This window comes from Paraburkholderia sp. J69-1, assembly GCF_905220255.1.
Lineage (GTDB): Bacteria > Pseudomonadota > Gammaproteobacteria > Burkholderiales > Burkholderiaceae > Paraburkholderia.
Map to the genome: position 1 here is coordinate 80,003 of NZ_CAJMZG010000023.1, position 20,343 is coordinate 100,345.

At 65.7% G+C, this 20,343-nt stretch carries 12 protein-coding genes and 3 pseudogenes; 3 read left to right on the top strand and 12 right to left on the bottom strand.

Annotated features, from left to right (window positions below):
* Window positions 1–248 precede the first annotated feature (248 nt).
* The gene (locus tag U5A67_RS32475; RefSeq protein ID WP_321817575.1) at window positions 249–1,607 is read left to right on the top strand and encodes a D-amino acid dehydrogenase; all 1,359 of its coding nucleotides are present in this window, start codon (window positions 249–251) and stop codon (window positions 1,605–1,607) included.
* 34 nt (window positions 1,608–1,641) lie between these two features.
* Here the strand turns inward: U5A67_RS32475 and thpR are convergent, their stop codons facing one another.
* The 4 genes and pseudogenes from thpR to U5A67_RS32495 form a co-directional block, all read right to left on the bottom strand.
* Window positions 1,642–2,211 (bottom strand): RNA 2',3'-cyclic phosphodiesterase, encoded by a 570-nt coding sequence (gene thpR / locus U5A67_RS32480; RefSeq protein ID WP_321817576.1) that lies wholly within the window; start codon window positions 2,209–2,211, stop codon window positions 1,642–1,644.
* A 181-nt stretch (window positions 2,212–2,392) separates the two neighbouring features.
* Window positions 2,393–3,859 (bottom strand): glutamate synthase subunit beta, encoded by a 1,467-nt coding sequence (locus tag U5A67_RS32485; RefSeq protein ID WP_205987129.1) that lies wholly within the window; start codon window positions 3,857–3,859, stop codon window positions 2,393–2,395.
* Window positions 3,860–3,960: 101 nt separating this feature from the next.
* Window positions 3,961–8,661 (bottom strand): glutamate synthase-related protein, encoded by a 4,701-nt coding sequence (locus U5A67_RS32490; RefSeq protein WP_321817577.1) that lies wholly within the window; start codon window positions 8,659–8,661, stop codon window positions 3,961–3,963.
* A 676-nt stretch (window positions 8,662–9,337) separates the two neighbouring features.
* Window positions 9,338–10,027, bottom strand: a pseudogene (locus tag U5A67_RS32495) (transposase); the annotation flags it as partial.
* 189 nt (window positions 10,028–10,216) lie between these two features.
* Between U5A67_RS32495 and U5A67_RS32500 the strand changes: the two are divergent.
* A complete protein-coding gene (locus U5A67_RS32500; RefSeq protein ID WP_205986936.1) occupies window positions 10,217–10,942 on the top strand; it encodes an OmpW/AlkL family protein in 726 nt (241 codons plus the stop codon).
* Between the two features lie 420 nt (window positions 10,943–11,362).
* Entirely contained in the window at window positions 11,363–11,740 is a 378-nt protein-coding gene (locus U5A67_RS32505) for a DUF883 family protein (protein ID WP_205986937.1), read from the top strand.
* Window positions 11,741–11,816: 76 nt separating this feature from the next.
* Here the strand turns inward: U5A67_RS32505 and ugpQ are convergent, their stop codons facing one another.
* The 8 genes and pseudogenes from ugpQ to U5A67_RS32545 all read right to left on the bottom strand — a co-directional run bounded on the left by ugpQ (window position 11,817) and on the right by U5A67_RS32545 (window position 20,095).
* Window positions 11,817–12,572, bottom strand: a complete 756-nt coding sequence (gene ugpQ, locus U5A67_RS32510) for a glycerophosphodiester phosphodiesterase (protein ID WP_321817578.1) — start codon at window positions 12,570–12,572, stop codon at window positions 11,817–11,819.
* Window positions 12,573–12,621: 49 nt separating this feature from the next.
* Window positions 12,622–13,755: pseudogene (locus U5A67_RS32515) on the bottom strand (deoxyguanosinetriphosphate triphosphohydrolase); the annotation flags it as partial.
* A 269-nt stretch (window positions 13,756–14,024) separates the two neighbouring features.
* Window positions 14,025–15,116, bottom strand: a complete 1,092-nt coding sequence (aroB, locus tag U5A67_RS32520; protein WP_321817591.1) for a 3-dehydroquinate synthase — start codon at window positions 15,114–15,116, stop codon at window positions 14,025–14,027.
* Between the two features lie 72 nt (window positions 15,117–15,188).
* Window positions 15,189–15,743 carry a shikimate kinase gene (locus U5A67_RS32525; RefSeq protein WP_205986974.1) on the bottom strand — a complete coding sequence of 185 codons (555 nt, stop codon included), beginning with the start codon at window positions 15,741–15,743 and terminating at the stop codon, window positions 15,189–15,191.
* Between the two features lie 152 nt (window positions 15,744–15,895).
* Window positions 15,896–17,500, bottom strand: a pseudogene (locus U5A67_RS32530) (type IV pilus secretin PilQ).
* Window positions 17,497–18,378: a hypothetical protein gene (locus tag U5A67_RS32535; RefSeq protein ID WP_321817579.1), complete on the bottom strand. Its 882-nt coding sequence runs from the start codon at window positions 18,376–18,378 to the stop codon at window positions 17,497–17,499. The pseudogene U5A67_RS32530 and the gene U5A67_RS32535 overlap by 4 nt, the downstream one beginning before the upstream one ends.
* On the bottom strand, window positions 18,375–19,064 hold the full coding sequence (locus U5A67_RS32540) for a fimbrial assembly family protein (protein WP_321817580.1): 690 nt from the start codon (window positions 19,062–19,064) through the stop codon (window positions 18,375–18,377). The genes U5A67_RS32535 and U5A67_RS32540 overlap by 4 nt, the downstream gene beginning before the upstream one ends.
* The gene (locus U5A67_RS32545) at window positions 19,061–20,095 is read right to left on the bottom strand and encodes a pilus assembly protein PilM (RefSeq protein ID WP_415767972.1); all 1,035 of its coding nucleotides are present in this window, start codon (window positions 20,093–20,095) and stop codon (window positions 19,061–19,063) included. Before U5A67_RS32545 ends, U5A67_RS32540 begins: the two co-directional genes overlap by 4 nt.
* Window positions 20,096–20,343: the final 248 nt, after the last annotated feature.

The following is a 20,343-nucleotide window of genomic DNA, read 5'->3' on the forward strand; positions in this document are numbered from 1 at the left end:
GCGATGCCGTGGCCGCGTTCGACTCCACAAAGCAAGCGGCACAGTGGCCGGTGCGGGTTATCTGCTCGTGATCGTTTCCGCACTGTGCCTGCCCGAAACCAAAGGCAAGGTGCTGGAGCCCGCCAGCGACAAAAACCGCCTGCCTGCGCCCGCTCAACCTTCTGCCGATTCCACTGCACAATGAGTCTGAACGTGCTGCAATATCGTCTGTCCCCAATGCAACCACGGCTCCGACCGCTACGTCCGGCATGAAAACGATCGTCCTCGGCGCCGGTGTTATCGGTGTCGCCACTGCTTATTATTTGAGCGAACGAGGCTGCGACGTCACGGTCATCGAGCGCGAGCCTGGTGTCGCGCTCGGCACGAGCTTCGGCAACGCGGGCGTGATCGCGCCGGGCTACGTTACGCCGTGGGCGGCGCCGGGCATGCCGGGCAAGCTCATCCAATACCTGCTCAAGCCCACTTCGCCGCTGATCTTCCGGCCTGCGCTCGACACCGCGCAGTGGCGCTGGATCGCGCGCTGGCTGCGCGAATGCGACCTTGCGCGTTTTCGCGTCAACAAGCAGCGGATGCAGCGCATCGCGTACTACAGCCGCGAGTGTCTGCACGCGTTTCGCGCGCAGCATGCGTTCGAGTACGGACGCAGCCAGGGCTATCTGCAACTCTTTCGCAGCGACTACGACGTCGAACTCGCGCAACCGGCGCTGGCCGTGCTGCGCGACGCGGGCATCGCCTGGCGCGAACTGGATGCCGTGGCCTGCGCGCAGGTCGAACCGGGCCTCGCGTGGTCGCGCACAAAACCCGTCGCCGGCATCTATCTGCCCGACGACGAAGCCGGCGACTGCGCCCGCTTCACGCGCGAGTTGCGCGCCGTGTGCGAGAGCAAGGGCGTGAAGTTCGTCTTCGATACCGAAGTGCTCGCGCTCGAAGCCGCGGGCGGCAAGATCACGGGCGTGCGCGTGCGGCCCGTGCCGGGACGCGAGGCGCGCAATCGCCGCGAGCAGCGCCGCGCGCCCGCCGAAGTGCTGCGCCCGGCCGATCTCAGCGAACCGGCGGCCAATGCCGCGCCGCAGTCGCTCGCCGCGGACACCGTGGTGGTCGCGCTGGGCGTGGAAAGCGCCGCGCTGGTCGCGCCGCTGGGCGTGCGCGTGCCGCTGTATCCGGTGAAGGGGTATTCGGCCACGCTGCCGGTCGTCGACGAACAAAAAGCGCCGCGCGCCGCGCTCATGGACGAGTCGCTCAAGACCGCGATCACGCGCTTCGGGCCGTATCTGCGCGTGGCGGGCACGGCGGAACTCGGCAACCATCGCACGACGCTGCGCGAGCAGGCCTTGCAGACGCTCATGAAAGTGCTCGACGACTGGTTCCCGCATGCGGCGACGCCTTCGTCGGCGCAATTCTGGGTCGGACGCCGGCCGATGGTGCCGGACGGCGCGCCGCTGCTGGGCACGTCGGGCGTCGACGGTTTATGGCTCAACGTCGGCCACGGCTCGACGGGCTGGGCGATGTCGATGGGCTCGGGACGCGTGATCGCCGATCTCGTCACGCAGCGCGCGCCGGAAATCGATCTGGATGGGCTGACTTTGGCGCGATATCGGCGGCAATGAGCGACGTCAATAAGCGACGGCAATGAGCCAAGCTTTAGAGCGCCACACTCGCCAGCGCCTCATACTTCGCGCCCTGCTTCGCGAGCGTGCTCGAATACAGCACGAGCGACGTGAACCTCAGCGGCGGCAAGCTGTCGCCCGACATAACCGGCGGCGCGCCGCGCGCATCGCGGGTGAAGCGCGCGAGCGTCACATGCGGACGAAACGCGCGCGCATCGAGCGGCAAGCCCACTTCGCCCATCGACGAACGCACTCCCCAGTCGAGCGCCGTGAACGCATCGGACATCGCGAGCACCGCCACCATCAGGCGCGGCTGCGCGCGGCCTGGCCAGCATTCGATCTGCGTGACGGATGCCGCCGGAAACGGCGAGGCCAGCGACGCCGCCTGCTGCGCAAGCCGCCCGGCCAGCGCCTCGCCCTGCGCGAACGACATCGCGCCAATGAACGTCACGGTCAGATGCAATTGCGTAGTCGGCACGCGCCGCGCGTTGGGCGGCACGTCGAGCGCGGCGAGTGCGTCGCGCGATGGCGCATCGGGCGCGAGCGCGATGAAACAGCGTTTCCACTGATCGCTTTGCTGCACGTTTTCGCGGGCTTCGGACATGATCGCGAGCCTTGAATCGTCAGGCAATCGGGTCATGGTACGCCGCTCGCCCGACGTAGCGACGTAAAAAAGCCCGACGTAAAAAAGCCGGGTCATCCTTGCGGATGCCCGGCTTCTCAAGCAAGTGTCTCCTGCCGTCTCCCATGCGTTCCGCCGCAACCGGCGGGACGCACAAGAAAACTTAGCGCGGCAGTTCGGTGCTGCCCATCAGGAACGCGTCGACGGAGCGCGCGCATTGACGGCCTTCACGGATCGCCCACACGACGAGCGACTGGCCACGGCGCATGTCGCCTGCCGTGAACACCTTGTCCACCGACGTGTAGTACGCCTTGTCGCCTTCGGTCGCGGCGCGCACGTTGCCGCGCGCATCCTTGTCGACGCCGAACGCTTCCAGCACCGGCGAAACCGGCTGCGTGAAGCCCATCGCCAGCAGCACCAGATCGGCCTTCATTTCGAATTCCGAATCCGGCACTTCGACCATCTTGCCGTCCTTCCACTCGACGCGCGCGGCGATCAGCTTCTCGACCTTGCCGTTCTTGCCTTCGAGGCGCTTGGTAGCGACTGCCCAGTCACGCGAGCAGCCTTCTTCGTGCGACGACGACGTGCGCAGCTTGACCGGCCAGTACGGCCACACGAGCGGCTTGTTCTCTTCTTCCGGCGGTTGCGGCAGCAGTTCGAACTGCGTGACGTTCTTCGCGCCGTGACGGTTCGAGGTGCCGACGCAGTCGGAACCCGTATCGCCGCCGCCGATCACGACCACGTGCTTGCCCTTGGCCAGCAGCTGGTTCGGCAGCTTGTCGCCGGCGTTGACCTTGTTCTGCTGCGGCAGGAAGTCCATGGCGTAGTACACGCCTTCGAGTTCGCGGCCCGGCACCGGCAGGTCGCGCGGCGTTTCCGAACCGCCCGCGATCACCACGGCGTCGAACTGTTCCTTCAGCTCGTCCGGCGAAATGGTTTCCTTGGCCGTGTTGCCGATGTACGCCGGCAGTTCACCCTTGCCGATGAACACGTTGGTGCGGAACGTCACGCCTTCGGCTTCCATCTGGCGCATGCGGCGATCGATCAGCCACTTTTCCAGCTTGAAGTCGGGGATGCCGTAACGCAGCAGGCCGCCGATGCGATCGTTCTTTTCGAACACCGTCACGTCATGACCGGCGCGCGCGAGTTGCTGCGCCGTGGCCAGACCCGCAGGACCCGAACCGACGACGGCAACCTTCTTGCCCGTCTTGTGCTTCGCGACTTGCGGCGCGACCCAGCCTTCGGCCCAGGCCTTGTCGATGATCGCGTGCTCGATCGACTTGATGCCGACCGGATCGTTGTTGATGCCGAGCGTACACGCCGCTTCGCAGGGCGCCGGGCAGATACGGCCCGTGAACTCGGGGAAGTTGTTGGTCGAGTGCAGGACTTCGATCGCGTTCTTCCAGTCCTGGCGGAACACGAGGTCGTTGAAGTCCGGAATGATGTTGTTGACCGGGCAGCCGTTGTTGCAGAACGGGATGCCGCAGTCCATGCAGCGTGCGCCCTGGACCTTCGCGTCGGCGTCGGAGAGCGCCGCGACGAATTCCTTGTAGTGCTTCACGCGCGTGAGCGGTGCTTCGTACGCCTCATGCTGGCGCTCGAACTCGAGAAAACCGGTTGCCTTACCCATGTGGCTCTCGTCTATCTAATCTATTCAGTGAGGGGGACCGCGCCCGCCGCTGCATCACTAAAGTGCGCAGCGGGCGCTTCGTCTTGGAGTCGTCTCGACGCTTAAGCGGCCAGTACTTCCTGGTTCGCCTTCTTCGCGCCGATTTCACCCAGTGCGCGCTTGTATTCCGTCGGGAACACCTTCACGAACTGGCGGCGTGCCGCATCCCAGTTTTCCAGCAGCGCCTTCGCACGCGGCGAGCCGGTGAACTGGAAGTGACGCTCGACGAGTCCCTTGAGCAGCGCTTCGTCGGTCTGGCCTGCGTGCCACAGCGTGCGGTCGACCGTGCGCTCCTGTTCGGCCTGTTGCAGCACCGGATCGAGCGTGACCATCGACTTGTTGCACTTGCCGGCGAAGGTGCCTTCCGGGTCGTACACGTAGGCGATACCGCCCGACATGCCCGCCGCGAAGTTACGGCCCGTTTCGCCGAGCACCACCACCGTGCCGCCCGTCATGTATTCGCAGCCGTGGTCGCCCGTGCCTTCGACGATCGCCGTCGCGCCCGAGTTACGCACCGCGAAACGCTCGCCCGCCACGCCGCGCAGGAAGGCTTCGCCTTCGAGTGCGCCGTACATCACCGTGTTGCCGCAGATGATGTTTTCTTCGGACTTGCCGCGGAAGTCGTTGGTCGGACGGATGATGATGCGGCCACCCGACAGGCCCTTGCCCACGTAGTCGTTACCGTCGCCCACGAGGTCCAGCGTGATGCCGCGTGCGAGGAACGCGCCGAAGCTCTGACCCGCCGTGCCCTTGAGCTGGATGTGGATCGAATCTTCCGGCAGACCGTCGTGGCCGTACTTCTTCGCGACCATGCCCGAGAGCATCGCGCCGACCGTACGGTTGACGTTGCGCACCGGCTGGATGAACGAGACGTGCTCGCCCTTGTCGATCGCAGCCTTCGCCTTCTCGATCAGCGTGTGATCGAGCGCGCGGTCCAGACCGTGGTCCTGCGTGTCGACGTGCTTGCGTGCCACGTCTTCGCCAACCAGCGGCTGGTAGAACACGCGCGAGAAGTCCAGACCCTTGGCCTTCCAGTGTTCCACGCCACGGCGCGTGTCGAGCAGATCCGCGCGGCCGACCAGATCGTCGAACTTGCGGATACCCAGTTGCGCCATGATTTCGCGCACTTCTTCAGCGATGAAGAAGAAGAAGTTGACGACGTGCTCGGGCTGGCCCGAGAACTTCGCGCGCAGCACCGGATCTTGCGTCGCAACGCCGACCGGGCAGGTGTTCAGATGGCACTTGCGCATCATGATGCAGCCCTGCACGACGAGCGGCGCCGTCGCAAAGCCGAATTCGTCCGCGCCGAGCAGCGCGCCGATCACCACGTCGCGGCCGGTCTTCATCTGACCGTCGGCCTGCACGCGGATACGGCCGCGCAGCTGGTTCAGCACCAGGGTCTGCTGCGTTTCCGCCAGACCCAGTTCCCACGGCGTGCCTGCGTGCTTGAGCGACGACAGCGGCGATGCGCCCGTGCCGCCGTCGTGACCGGCGATCACGACGTGGTCGGCCTTGGCCTTCGCCACGCCGGCTGCCACCGTGCCCACGCCCACTTCCGACACCAGCTTCACCGAGATCGACGAAACCGGGTTCACGTTCTTCAGATCGTGAATCAGCTGTGCCAAATCTTCGATCGAGTAGATGTCGTGGTGCGGCGGCGGCGAAATGAGGCCCACGCCCGGCACCGAGTAACGCAGCTTGCCGATGTACTCCGAAACCTTGTGACCCGGCAGCTGACCGCCTTCGCCCGGCTTCGCGCCCTGCGCCATCTTGATCTGGATCTGGTCAGCCGACGACAGATACTCCGCCGACACGCCGAAACGGCCCGACGCGACCTGCTTGATCTTCGAACGCAGCGAGTCGCCATCCTTCAGCGGGATGTCCTTGACGACTTCTTCGCCGATGATCGAACGCATCGTGTCGCCGTTCTTGATCGGAATGCCGCGCAGCTCGTTGCGATAACGCTTCTCGTCTTCGCCGCCTTCACCCGTGTTCGACTTGCCGCCGATACGGTTCATCGCGACAGCCAGCGTGGCGTGCGCTTCCGTGCTGATCGAGCCGAGCGACATCGCGCCAGTCGCAAAGCGCTTGACGATTTCCTTGGCCGGTTCGACGTCGTCGATCGAGATCGCGCTCGACGGGTTGATGCGGAATTCGAACAGACCGCGGAAGGTCATGTGGCGCTTCGTCTGATCGTTGATCAGGTGCGCGTATTCCTTGTACGTCTGGTACGAGTTGCTGCGTGCCGAGTGCTGGAGCTTGGCGATCGCGTCCGGCGTCCACATGTGGTCTTCGCCGCGCACGCGGAACGCGTACTCGCCGCCTGCGTCGAGCATGTTGGCGAGAACCGGGTTGTCGCCGAATGCGTCGTGGTGCAGACGGATCGCTTCTTCCGCCACTTCGAACAGGCCGATACCGCCGACCTTCGACGCCGTGCCCTTGAAGTACTTGGCGATGAGGTCGTCAGCCAGACCGACGGCTTCGAAAATCTGTGCGCCCGTGTACGACATGTACGTGGAGATGCCCATCTTCGACATCACCTTGAGCAGGCCCTTGCCCACTGCCTTGGTGAAGTTGTAGACAGCCTTGTCCGCCGACAGGTCGCCCTTCAGGCCCTGCGCCATCTGCGCGAGCGATTCCATCGCGAGGTACGGGTGCACGGCTTCTGCGCCGAAGCCCGCGAGCAGCGCGAAGTGGTGCGTTTCACGCGCCGAACCCGTTTCCACGACCAGACCCGTGCTCGTGCGCAGGCCGTGCTGGACGAGGTGCGAGTGGATCGCCGAGGTGGCGAGCAGCGCCGGAATCGCCACATTGTCGCGGTCGGCCTTGCGGTCCGACACGATCAGGATGTTGTAGCCCGACTTCACCGCATCGACGGCTTCCGCGCACAGCGACGCCAGACGCGCTTCGATACCTTCCTTGCCCCAGGCCACCGGATAGCAGATGTTCAGCTCGTAGCTGCTGAACTTGCCGCCCGTGTACTGCTCGATCGCGCGGATCTTCGCGATGTCCTTGAAGTCGAGCACCGGCTGAGACACTTCGAGACGCATCGGCGGGTTGATGTTGTTGGTGTCGAGCAGGTTCGGCTTCGGGCCGATGAACGACACAAGCGACATCACCATGTTTTCGCGGATCGGGTCGATCGGCGGGTTGGTGACCTGCGCGAACAGCTGCTTGAAGTAGTTGTAGAGCGTCTTGTTCTTGTTGGACATGACCGCCAGCGGCGAGTCGTTGCCCATCGAACCGACGGCCTCTTCACCCGACATCGCCATCGGCGCCATCAGGAACTTCAGGTCTTCCTGCGTGTAACCGAACGCCTGCTGACGGTCGAGCAGCACAGCGGCTTCAGCGCGCGCGGTCGCGACGTCTTCCGCCTTCGGCTCGATCTCGTCGAGCTTGATGCGCACGGCGTCGATCCAGCTCTTGTACGGCTTGGCGTTGGCGAGGTTGTCCTTCAGTTCCTTGTCGTCGATGATGCGGCCGTGTTCCATGTCGATCAGGAACATCTTGCCCGGCTGCAGACGCCACTTCTTGACGATCTTGGATTCGGGAATCGGCAGCGTGCCGGCTTCCGACGCCATGATGACCAGGTCGTCGTCCGTGACGATGTAGCGCGCCGGACGCAGACCGTTACGGTCGAGCGTCGCGCCGATCTGGCGGCCGTCCGTGAAGGCGATCGCCGCGGGGCCGTCCCACGGCTCCATCATCGCTGCGTGGTATTCGTAGAACGCCTTGCGGTTCTCGTCCATCAGCGTGTGCTGTTCCCAGGCTTCCGGGATCATCATCATCATCGCGTGGACGAGCGGGTAGCCTGCCATCACCAGCAGTTCGAGACAGTTGTCGAACGATGCCGTGTCCGACTGGCCCGGGTAGATCAGCGGCCAGAGCTTGGGCAGGTCGTCGCCCAGCACGTGCGAGGCGATCGCGCCGGTACGGGCGTTCAGCCAGTTCACGTTGCCCTTCACGGTGTTGATTTCACCGTTGTGGGCGATCATGCGGTACGGGTGAGCCAGTTCCCACGCCGGGAACGTGTTCGTGGAGAAGCGCTGGTGCACGAGCGCCAGCGCCGAAACCACGCGCTCGTCCTGCAGGTCGCGGTAGTACACGCCAACCTGACCTGCGAGCAGCAGACCCTTGTAGACAATCGTGCGCGCCGAGCACGACGGCACGAAGTATTCCTTGCCGTGCTTGAGCTTGAGCGCCTGAATGCGGTGGCTTGCAGTCTTGCGGATGATGTACAGCTTGCGCTCGAGCGCGTCCGTCACCATCACGTCCTTGCCGCGGCCGATGAAGATCTGGCGGATCAGCGGCTCGCTGGCCTTGACCGTGGGCGAGATCGGCATCGTGTGGTCGACCGGCACATCGCGCCAGCCCAGCACGACCTGGCCTTCTGCACGCACCGTGCGCTCGAGTTCCTGCTCGCAGGCGAGACGCGAAGCGTGTTCCTTCGGCAGGAAGACCATGCCGACGCCGTACTCGCCGAACGGCGGCAGCGTCACGCCCTGACGAGCCATTTCTTCGCGATAGAACGCGTCCGGAATCTGGATCAGGATGCCCGCGCCGTCGCCCATCAGCGGATCGGCGCCGACGGCGCCCCGGTGGTCGAGGTTTTCGAGAATCTTCAGGCCTTGCTGAATGATTTCGTGGCTCTTCTTGCCCTTGATGTGGGCGACGAAGCCGACGCCACAAGCGTCGTGTTCGTTTTGCGGGTCATACAGACCTTGCGCGGCGGGCACCGCGGCGCGCTGCAGGTGATCGTTCATGGGGACACCGTCCAAGAGGGGCCGGGGGATGGCCGTTGATTCCGTACTTTGTTTTCCCGCCGCTTGCGTGACCGCTGTACGGCGTTGCGCGGGCGATGCTGGCTTCCCGCGTTGTGCGTCCAGGAGAGCCGAAAGGCGAATATACGCGACGAATCAAGGGCATGCAAATAAATGTGCATGTTTAGACCCCAATTATCGTCATGGTGCATTGCGGCGCTTTTTTATTGGGGCCGCATCATAATCGGGCAAATAAAAACGGCACCCGAAGATGCCGTTTTATCTCGTAAGTATCTGATTAGTAACGCAGTCAGTGCGTACCGGTGCCGGGTTTGTGCTCGTGATGGCCCGATGTCGATCCCGAACCGCCGCTCGACCCCGAACCCGGCGAACCCGCAGAATGGCCGCTCGAACCACCCGTATTTGCCCCTGGCGTTGCGCTGCTACCACTACTCGAAGCGGTTCCGGCATGGCCTGCCGCGTTCGATCCGGGCTGCGAAGCGGTGCTCGGCGATGAAAAGGGGCCGGATTGCGGCGCATGACCGGCGGTGTGACCGCCTGCATTCCCGCCCGGCGCGACCGTGCCCGCGCTCACCGTGCCGGCCGTCGCCGTCGGTGCCGCACCCAGCGCGCCGGCTACGCCAGCCGGTCCTGCGGGCGCGGCCGTCGCGCCCGGCGCTTCCCTCACCTTGCGCGGCCGCCCGCGCGGCAGCGGCGAAACGCGCCGGTTCGCCGAACGCGAAGCCCAGTCGCGATAGGTATCGCTGCCCAGCACCCAGCCCTTGAGCGTGGCCTGCATCAGCTGATTGGTTTCGCGCTCGTCGAACGGCTGCTCGCACAGCTCGCGATAGGCGCGCTGGCGCTCGAACGGCGTATTGCCGAGCGCCCAATACAGCGGGTGATCGGTGATGAGGCTATCGACGGTGAGCCCGATGTGATGCCGGTAACTCGACCAGCGATAGTCCTCCGCCGCCGCCACGAGGCCGTTGCGCACCGGCGCCATTTCGACGACGCGGCTCGCCAGCAGAAAGAAGCGCTCGCCCTCGATGACGGTCGCGCGGTAACGCCCTTCCCAGAGCGTGCCGCGCCGCGCGTAACGGCGGTTGAAGTGCGCCACGTAGCGTCTGCCGACCGCCTGCATGGCCTTGGGAAGGCTCGATTCGTCGGATGGCGTGACGAGCAGTTGCACCGCGCCGGGCATCAAAACCCAGGCATGCACCGCAAGGTGGTGATCGCGCGCCGCTGCCTTCAGGCAGTCGATGAACAGTTCGTAGTCCTGGTCGTCGACGAATGCGGGCTGCTGATCCAGTCCGCGCAGAATCACATGCTGCGGCTGGTCGGGGACATAAAGACGTGCAAGCCGTGCCATGCTCGATTTTCCTGGTCCGTTGGTGAATACCCGCAGACCCGCCAGGGCCGCGCCAGCGCTTGTTCTCGCGGGCGTTGCGACTCGGGCGGAGACCTCGCGGCGCTTAGGGAAAAAGCTCTAACGGTCGCATATGGTTTGTTGCAAACGTTGTGTTCATAATGAGCAGGCCTTTAATGGAGGAGCACATATATGAAATTAAAACAGGCGCTGGCAGCAGTCGCCGCGCTCGCCTGCATGTCGGGGGCTCACGCGCAATCGGCCAACACCTTCTACGTTACAACGGGGTGGTTCCATTTCATGCCGCAGGACGGCAGCGATCCGCTGAAGATCGATGATGTCGCCGGGCGGTCCGTCAACCAGGCCTTCCCGGGTACGGGTGCCGGCATCGGCACTTCCGATACGCTGGGTTTCAGCCTTGGTTACTTCATCACCGATCACCTGGCCACTGAAGTCGAACTGGGCATTCCGCCCAAATTCGACCTGAACGGCGAAGGCTCGCTCGGTGCGTACGGCAAGATTGGCGAGGCGAAACTCTGGAGCCCGGCGCTGATCTTCAAGTACTACTTCAACAAGCCTGAAGCGAAGTTCCATCCGTACGTCGGTCTGGGCGTCACGCACATTTCGTTCTCGGACGCGAAGATCACCAACCAGAACTTCATCAACAGTTCCGCACTTGGGGGTCCGACCAGCGTTTCGACGGACAGTTCCTGGGCGCCGGTGTTCAACGTCGGTTTTAACTACAACTTCACGAAGCACTGGTTCGCGGGCTTCTCGCTCTCGTACATTCCGGTCAGCGTGATTGCGACGCTCAACACCCAGAAGGAGACGCAGGTGGGCACGGTCTCGCAGAAGGCCGAAGCGAAGATTCACCTGAATCCGCTCGTGACGTATCTGAAGGTCGGTTACATGTTCTAAAGCGCTCTGCGCTTGCGGCATCACCCTCTCCCTTCTTCATCCGCCTCCGTCGCGCCCTCGCGGCATCCGACGGAGTGCGGCGTCTCCCTTCCCGCTCCCACTCCCGCTCAATCCCAGCCACCTACTTCAGCACCGGTTGTTCCTGACAAACCGACTGGCTTTTCCTGATTCTATGCTTCTGGGAAAAACCGTGCTGTCCCCGTAATCATTTGTCGCAAACACGGCAATACGCAAGCCCGGAAATGCCCGCCGTATCGGCCGCGCAGCCGCGCCAGACGGGGCTCCAATATTTTTTCGCTGCGCACCTTGCCGCTTCGGGCACCCGATTTGCGCAATACTCGACTCCTTCTCGAGCGTCCTGCCCTTTTTCGCGCGGACGCCACGAGCCCCGAACCTGAGATTGCCAAAACGGAGCCATTCATGAGCGCATTCCCGAACACGCGAGACGCCCTCGGAGAATCCTGGACCCGCACGGGCCGCCATGCAAAGCGCATTGCGCGCCGCGGCCGCAGTGCCGCCGCCGATATCGCCGACGAATTGCGAGACCTGCTCGGCGAACTGGAAACCACGCTGGGCGAAGGCACGCAAGCCGATGCCCAAGCGCTGCGCGCCGATGTGCGCAAGCGCCTCGACGCCGCACGCGAACGTCTGGAAGTCGCCCGGGCCGCCACCCGCGAGCGCGCTGGCGTGGCCATGGACAACGCCGACGACTACGTGCACGCCAATCCGTGGCAGGCAATTGCCATCGTGGGCGGCGTCGCGCTGGTCGCGGGCGCGATTCTCGCGCGCTGCCGCTAAAGGCTGCTAATCGCTGGCTCGTCGCGCAGGCTCAACGTTGCCAACGCGATGAGCCTGGTCCGCCGCGCCTCGGCGCTCAACCGTCGAGCGCGTGCGGCCCGATCAGATCGATACGGTCGGTGCAGATCGTGGCCACGCCCCAGCTCGCCAGTTCGCGCGCGCGCTCCAGTTCGTTGACCGTATAGGCCAGCACGAACAGCCCCGCTTCCTTGATGCGGGCGACCAGCGCTTGATCCAGATGCCGATGGCTCGCATGCAGCGACACGCAGCCGAGCGCGGCAGTCTGCTCGCGCCAGTCGTCGGGCACACGCTCGAACAAAAGGCCGCGCGGCAGATCGGGCGCGGCCTCGCGCGCGGCTTCGAGCGCTTCGAACGAAAACGACGACAGCAGCGGCGGCACGCCAGCGGCCTTCTTGCCCAGCCAGAGCTTCGCCGTTTCCGCCCCGACGATGCGCCCTGTGTCCTTCTCCCGCCCCGGACACGGCTTGATCTCCACGTTCGCCATCAGCCCTTCCTCGCGGCAGCATTGCGCGGCCTCGGCGAGCGTCGGCATGTGCTCCTCTTCGAAACGCGGATCGCACCAGCTACCGGCATCGAACGCCGCAATCTGCGCATAGCGCAACTGCGCTGCGGCGCCGCGCCCGTTCGAGGTGCGATCGACGGTGTCGTCGTGCAGCAGGAAGGCGATGTTATCGGCGGACAGTTTGGCGTCGAATTCCACCATCGTGTGCCCGAAACCCGCGCCCACGCACAGGGCCGCGAGCGTGTTTTCAGGCGCGAGCGCGCCGCCGCCACGGTGAGCGGCGACGCGCGGATACGGCCAGCTTGTCATCGAAAAACTCCAGAAAAACGGTGGACTGCAGGTGAACGGCGCGTGAGCTTCAGACCTCGTCGCTCACGACGAACAGACGCCGGTACTCCTTGAGCGCGTAGCGGTCGGTCATGCCCGCGATGTAATGCGCGATCAGGCGCGGCTGCGTCTGGGCGTCCTGCGTCTGGTACGCCGGCGGCAGCAGGCGCGGATCGTCGCTGAACGCTTCGAACAGCCCCTTCACGACGCGCTGCGCCTTGTTCGCCATGCGCATCACGCGATAGTGGCGATACAGATTGCGATAGAGAAAACGCTTGAGCGCCGCAGCCTGCGCGGCGATACGCTCGCTGTGCGCGACGAGCGGCGGCGCCGCGCGCACGTCGTCGAGCGATTGCGGCGCGTGCGCGGCCAGATTGCGGCGCGTCTGCCCGATCAGATCGACGATCAGCGTGTTGATGATGCGCCGCACGGTCTCGTGCACGAGCCGCCGCCCTTCGATCTGCGGATACTCGGCGCGCGCGGCTTCGTAATGGCTCTGCCAGAGTTCGACTTCGGCGAGCTGCTCGATGGTCAGCAGACCGGAGCGCAGCCCGTCGTCGACGTCGTGATTGTTGTAGGCGATTTCATCGGCGATATTGGCGATCTGCGCTTCGAGCGACGGCTGACGCCCGTGCAGAAAGCGCTCGCCGAGTTCGCCAAGCTGCCGCGCATGCTCGCGCGAACAGTGCTTGAGAATGCCCTCGCGTGTTTCGAAGCAGAGATTCAGCCCGTCGAACGCGCCGTAGTGCTCCTCCAGCTCGTCCACCACGGCCAGGCTTTGCAGGTTGTGCTCGAAACCACCGTGGCCGCGCATGCATTCGTTGAGCGCGTCCTGGCCCGCATGGCCGAACGGCGTATGGCCGAGATCGTGCGCCAGCGAAATCGCTTCGACGAGGTCTTCGTTCAGACGCAGGTTGCGCGCCACCGAACGCGCGATCTGCGCGACTTCGAGGCTATGGGTGAGCCGCGTGCGAAAGAGATCGCCTTCGTGGTTCACGAACACCTGGGTTTTGTATTCGAGCCGGCGGAATGCCGTGGAATGGACGATGCGGTCGCGGTCGCGCTGGAATTCGCTGCGCGCCGAAGGCGGCGGTTCCGCGAAGCGGCGGCCGCGCGATTGCGAGGAGTGCGCCGCGTAAGGCGCGAGGCCGGCGTCCAGCTCGGCCACCAGCGCGGCTTCGAGTTCGGCTTCCTGCGTGGCTTCGCTTGCCTGCGACGCGGATGTCAGTGAGTCGGTCTTGATGCCTGCGGCGCGCGCTTCTTCAGCCGGCGCGCCGTGAGTGTCGCTGCGGGTGTCGCTCAACGGGTCCTCCGCACGGATCGCAAAGTAGACGGCCGCGGCCTCGTGGGCGTGGGCCGCCGTTCAGCTCAACATCGGCACTACCATGCTTTGCGCCGTATCGCGTAGTACGCACGCGGCACGGCGCGGGCGCATCAGCCCTCGACCGTGGCCGCCAGCGTGGCCTGCACGGCTTCATCCGGCGCGCTGCCGATATGCGTTTCGCCAAAGCGCTTGAGCAGGATGAACTTGATCGCGCCGCCTTCGGCTTTCTTGTCGACCTGCATCAGTTCGACGTAGCGGTCTGCGCCCAACGCGGGCCCGACGTCCGGCAGATGGGCGGCCTTCACGACCTTCACGAGCCGCGCGCGCGAGGCTTCGTCGAGCATGCCCATGCGCACCGAAAGATCCGCCGCCATCACCATGCCGCAGCCGACGGCCTCGCCGTGCAGCCACTCACCGTAACCGAGGCCCGCTTCAATCGCGTGACCGAAGGTGTGACCGAAGTTCAGAATCGCGCGCAGACCGCCTTCGCGTTCGTCGGCGGCCACCACCGATGCCTTGATCTCGCACGAGCGCTTGACCGCGTGAGCCAGCGCCTCGGGCTCGCAACGATTGAGCGCTTCGACGTTCGCTTCGATCCAGTCGAAGAATTCGGCGTCGGCGATCGCGCCGGTCTTGATGACTTCGGCCACGCCCGCCGCCAGTTCGCGCGCGGGCAGCGTGCGCAGCGCGGCGATATCGGCGATCACGGCCTGCGGCTGGTAGAACGCGCCGATCATGTTCTTGCCGAGCGGGTGATTGATGCCGGTCTTGCCGCCCACCGACGAATCGACCTGCGAAAGCAGCGTGGTCGGCACCTGGATGAACGGCACGCCGCGCATGTAGCAGGCCGCCGCGAAACCGGTCATGTCGCCGGTCACGCCGCCGCCCAGCGCGATCAGCGTGGTTTTGCGGTCGGCGCGCGAGGTGAGCAGCGCGTCGAAGATCTGGTTGAGCGTTTCCCAGTTCTTGTGCGCTTCGCCGTCGGGCAGCACGACGGTGTGGACGTCCTTGCCGAGCGGCGCGAGCGCGGCGCGCAGCTTTTCGCCATACAGCGGCTCGACGACGGTATTGGTGACGATCGTCACCGACTTGCCGGCGATATGCGGCGCGAACAGCGCCGTCTGGCCGATCAGGTCGGAGCCGATGTGGATGGGGTAGGCGCGATCGCCCAGTTCGACGTTGACGGTAATCATGCCAGGCAGTAGTTCAAAGTGTGGGGACGCTTCACTGAAACGATGCGGTGAAACCGCGCCGCGTGCCGGGCGCGGGAAAAACTACTCGCTCGCCGGAGAACGCAGCACGCCGGCCATGTCGAGCTGCATCAGCACCATATTGACGAGGCCGTTCACCGAAGGCCGGCCCGTCTCAATGACGAAATCCGCGACTTCGCGATAAAGCGGGTCGCGTTGTTCGTAAAGCGCTTCGAGGCGTCCTTTCGGATCTTCGGTCTGTAGCAGCGGCCGGTTCTTGTCGCGGCGCGTGCGCAGCCACAGGTCGTGCGGATGGGCGCGCAGATAGACGACGAAGCCGCGCTCCTTGAGCGCCGCGCGGTTCTCGGGCCGCAGCACCGCGCCGCCGCCCGTGGCCAGCACGATGCCTTCGCGCGCGCTCAGCTCGTCGATCATCTGGGCTTCGCGGTCGCGGAAACCCGACTCGCCTTCGAGTTCGAAGATCACCGGGATACGCGCGCCGGTGCGCGCTTCGACCTCGTGATCGGAATCGAAAAACGGACGCTCAAGCCGGCGCGCGACCGCCCGGCCCACGGTCGTCTTACCGGCGCCCATGAGCCCTACGAAAAATACATTGGCGTTTGCGTCCCGCACTTGCAGCGTTTCCTACAAAAGATTGGTGCAGCAGCTTACTGGCAAAGCAGCGGCGTTGTCGAGCCTGCGGACCACGCGCTCAGGCCCCTTTCGGCCGTCCTGCGCAGTTTTTCACTCTTTTGGGGCCAATTCCTGCGCGGTCTGCGCACGAAATCCGGTCAATCCGCACTGACGACGCGCGGCGTGATGAATACGACCAGTTCGCTGCGTTTGTCCCAGTGTGCGCGATGCGAAAAAAGTGCGCCCAAAAGCGGTATTTTGCCCAGGAGCGGCACGCGCGTCACATCATCCCTGTCATCGCTTGCGTCGATACCGCCAATCGAGACCGTTCCGCCGTCCTCGATTTCCACGCGCGTCTGCACATGTTTGGTGTTGATCGCCGGTCCCGCGGCCGTCTGTTCGCCCACGCTGTCCTTGGCGACATCGAGATCGAGAATCACGCGGCCATCGGGCGTGATCTGTGGCTCGACCTCCAGTTTCAGGCTCGCGCGCCGAAATTGCACGCCCGATACACCCTGCCCGACCTTGGCCTGATACGGCAATTCAGTGCCCTGCTCGACCACGGCCTTGGTGCGGTCGGCGGTCACGACGCGCGGGCTCGACACCACGCGGCCGCGCCCCTGCGCCTCCAGCGCGCTCAATTCGATGTCGAGCCGCCGCGTCGCGCGCGCGGCCAGCAGCGTCAGGCCGAGTTGCGCGGCGCCGAAACCGTTGAGCGCGCCCGCGCCCAGGTCGAATATCTTGCCGGCGCTGCTCGTGCTGCCTGTACTGTCAGCGCTGCTGTCCCCTGTGCCGCCGCGCAGGCCCCGGGTCGCATCGTCGCCGGTGTAGGGCGTCACGCCGAGCCTCACACCCAGTTCGCGCGACAGCCCTTCGTCGCCTTCGACGATGCGCGCCTCGATCAGCACCTGGCGCGCGGGCGCGTCGAACCGATGGATCAGCGCGGCGATCTGGTCGAGCCGCGCGGGCAGATCGGTGACAAAGAGCAGGTTCGTGCGTGTATCGGCGACGGCGGCGCCGCGTTTCGAGAGCGCGCGTTGCGTGCCTGAGCCGGTCAGCAGCTTGCGCAGGTCTTCGGCGCGGGCGTATTGAAGCTCGAACGCGCGGCTGGCGAGCGGTTCGAGGTCGGCGGCACGCGCATGCGCCTCGTAGCGCTGCCGCTCGCGCGCGGCCAGATCGGCGGCGGGCGCGACCCAGAGCACGTTTCCGGTGCGTTCGAGCGCAAGGCCGTTCGAGGCCAGCAGCAGGTCGAAGGCCGCACGCCACGGCACGCGGTCGAGCCGCAGCGTGACCTAGCCGCGCACGCGCTCGCTCGCGACGATATTGAGCTTCGTGAACTGCGCGAAGGCGTGCAGGACCGCCGTGAGTTCGGCGCGCTGGAAGTTCAGCGATATGGGACGGTCCGGTGGCAGGCCGTCGTCGCCAGGCCGGACATCGCTCAGACGCGCCATTGCGGGCAGCGGCGTTGGCGGGCCTTCGAGCGGCTCGGCGAGCGCTGCGGCCGATGCAGGATTCGGCGGCGCGGTTTCATTTGCCGCGTTTGCCGCGTTTGTCTTATCGGCGCCGCCGTTGTCGGGCAGGAATGGATTCGCGACCCAGTTCGCGGGCGCCTCCGGCGCGCCTTCCGGCAAAGGCGGCACATCGTATTGAGCGAGCGCGGTCTTGACCGCCGCCCCTTGCCAGGCGGGAAGCGGCGGCGGCACGGTAGCCTGTGCGGCCGCGATAAACAGCGTCATAACGAGAGCGAACGCGCGACGCATCATTTGCCCTCCTGCGTCCAGTTCAAGGTCTGGGTCGTGCCGTCCATCGACAGCAGCACGCGCCCGGGATTCACCTCGAGCACGCGCGCGCCCGCGATCGTGCTGCCCGCCTGCACGGCCGTGGTGCCGTCGGCGGTTTCCAGCAGCGCGACGGCGCGGCCACGCTCGATCAGCATGCCTGCGAGGCGTATCGCTTCGTCGCCCTTTCCGCCCGGCATGCCGCCGAAGCGGGCGGCGAACGGATCGGCGGAGGCATCGCTTACGTCCGTGCCTTGCGCGATGGCGATCGCCGGCAAGCCGTCGAACACCTGCAATTGCGCGGCGATGGCCAGGCCGCCCACGCCGCGCCTGAGCGACAGGTCCATCGGAACCGCGAGTTCGGGCAACTCCGCAAGGCCGTCGAGAAAATCGCGTAACTGCGCGAAACCGCCCTGCGCCACGAGCTTCGTCGTGCGAAAGGCCTGCGCTTTTGCGCCGCCCGACGGCGCAGGTTCAAGCGCGATCAAGGCGAGCCCGGCCTGCGCGGCGAGTTGCGAGACATTGCGGATGTCGTCGGCGGCGTTGCCGGGATGCAGGCGCTGCGGCCAGTCCTGCGCGTCACGCCGCAAGGTGGGCAGTCGCGCCAGCGTCTGACGCGCGCTGACAAGGCGCCCTTCGGCATCGGCGAGTGCAACGTGCGCGGTCTCGCGTCCGCCCAGGTCCATCGTGATACACGCGGCGGCGCTCAACCCGGCGGCCAACATCACGAGCGCCAATCCCACCGCCAGGCGACGACGCGCGCTCCAGCCATGCAAAGGCCGCCAGCCGCGCAACATGGCTGAGCCGAGATCACCGCGATTAGCGCGGGGCAAGGTCAGCACACTTGAGCCGAATTCAGTCATTTCACCCCCTTCGCGCTGGCTTCACGCACGCCGCCCGTTTTATCCACCGGCTTATGCACCGCCTTATCAACTACGTTATCCACCAACTTATCCACCGCGCCCTTCCAGACAAGCCGGGCAGCGACGTGAATCGGCTCGTTGTGCGCTGCGCCTTCACGCGCGGCAACGCGCTTGCCGCCCGCCTGGCTCGCACGCGTCATCTCGCGCACGTGGCCCGCCGCGATATCCCGGATCGCATGCAGGCGCTCGAGCCACGCCGCCGCCGCGGCTTCGTCGGTGGCGCTGGCCTGGAGTTCGGTTTCATCGGCGTGCTGGACGAGTTGATCGAGCACGATGCCTTCCGTACGCGCCCGCGCCAGCGCCTCGACCAGCACGAATAGACGCGTGAGCGGCCGGGCCTTTTGCTGCGCCTCGCGCAGCGCAGCGGCGCGTTCGTCCGCTTCACGCGCAAGACGCCTGGCCTGCGTAAGCGGCGCGCCCAGTTGCGCAAGCTGCTGCTCGATGGCTGCGCGGCGCGCCTCGGCGCGATTGCGCTCGAACGTTTGCCAGCCCGCCGCCAGCGAACCCAGCGCACAGCCGATCACCAGCGCGGCCAGCCATTCGAACGCACGCCGCCTGCGCAACCGGCGCACCGCCCCAAGCCGCCACGGCAGCAGATTGAAGCCCTCCCAAGCGATCGCGTTCATTCGTGCACCCCGCGCATGGCAAGTCCAAACGCCACGGCACACGCCGGGTCGTGCAACAGATGGCCGTCGAGCGCGATGCCGATATCGGCATCGGCGAGCGGCGCGCATTCGAACGGCAGCACCGGGCAGCCGAGCACATCGCCAATATCGGCCAGCGAAAAGTGCACGCCATGCAGCAAGGCAAGGTCGCCCGCCACCAGCGCGCAACCGGCCTGATCGCCGTCCGCCAGATCGCGCAGCGCTTCGACAAGATCGGCATGTTCCAGCGCCGGGAAACGCATCGTGCGGGTGATGGAATCGTCGTCGACAAACCAGCCGTGCACGCCGTCCGTGCCCACCCAGAGCGCGACCCACGGTTCGTGCGGCGGCAGCTCGAAGCTCGCCGCGTGACGCATCGCGCGCAGGGCGGCGTGGCCTTCGTCGTCGAGCGCGCAAAGCGCCACGCCCGCCATCGCCGCGCATTCGATCCGCGATTCGAGATAGGCGCGCGCCGTCGCAGCGATCATGACGCGCGCCTCCTGCGTACCCGCCACGCCGCAGTCGAGCGCAAGCGGCCCGACGCGCCAGTCCACCGCCAGCTCGTGGCGCTCGATGCCGGCCACGCGCTCCGCTTCGGCCAGCACCAGCGGCTCCAGTTGCGTGAACAGCCCCGACGGGTCCGTCGCTCCCGCCGCACCGGAACCACCCGGCAGCGTTGGCACCTTCGGCACGAGCCGCCCGAACGGCACGGACGCCATCAAGGTAGCGCCCGCGGGCAGCGCCATCGCGCAGCGCAGCGAGGCTTCGGCGCACACGCGCGGCATCGCGCCGAAGGCAGCCTGCAGCGCCGCCACCAGCGCCGCACGATCGACGATTTCCGCGCCCGCCAGCACTTCGTTCGCCAGCGGCACGCGGCCCAGCCATTCGATGCGCAGCGGTCCGCCGCCGAATACGCGCTGGCTCAGCACGACCAGCGTGACGCCGCGCGCGTGCACATCGACGCCCGCCGCGTAACGGCGCGCCCCCAACAACAGCGGATTGAGCAGGCTCATCGCCATTCTCCCTTGTGCGTGGCGCCGCGAACGATTCGCGGCGCGCCCTGGGAGAAATTGTGCGAAGCGGCACCGTTGCCGAACACTCGGCCAGATGGCCAATGTTTGCGGCCAGCTTGAGCGTCGGCCTTCTCGCGCATTCGAGACGCGGCTAGAGTGCTTCTGTACCCTCGCTTTCGCGCAGTCCCCGCAGCTCTGCGCCCACCCCAGCCCGCCTCGTCATACGTAAGCATTCCGAAAGCGCGCGA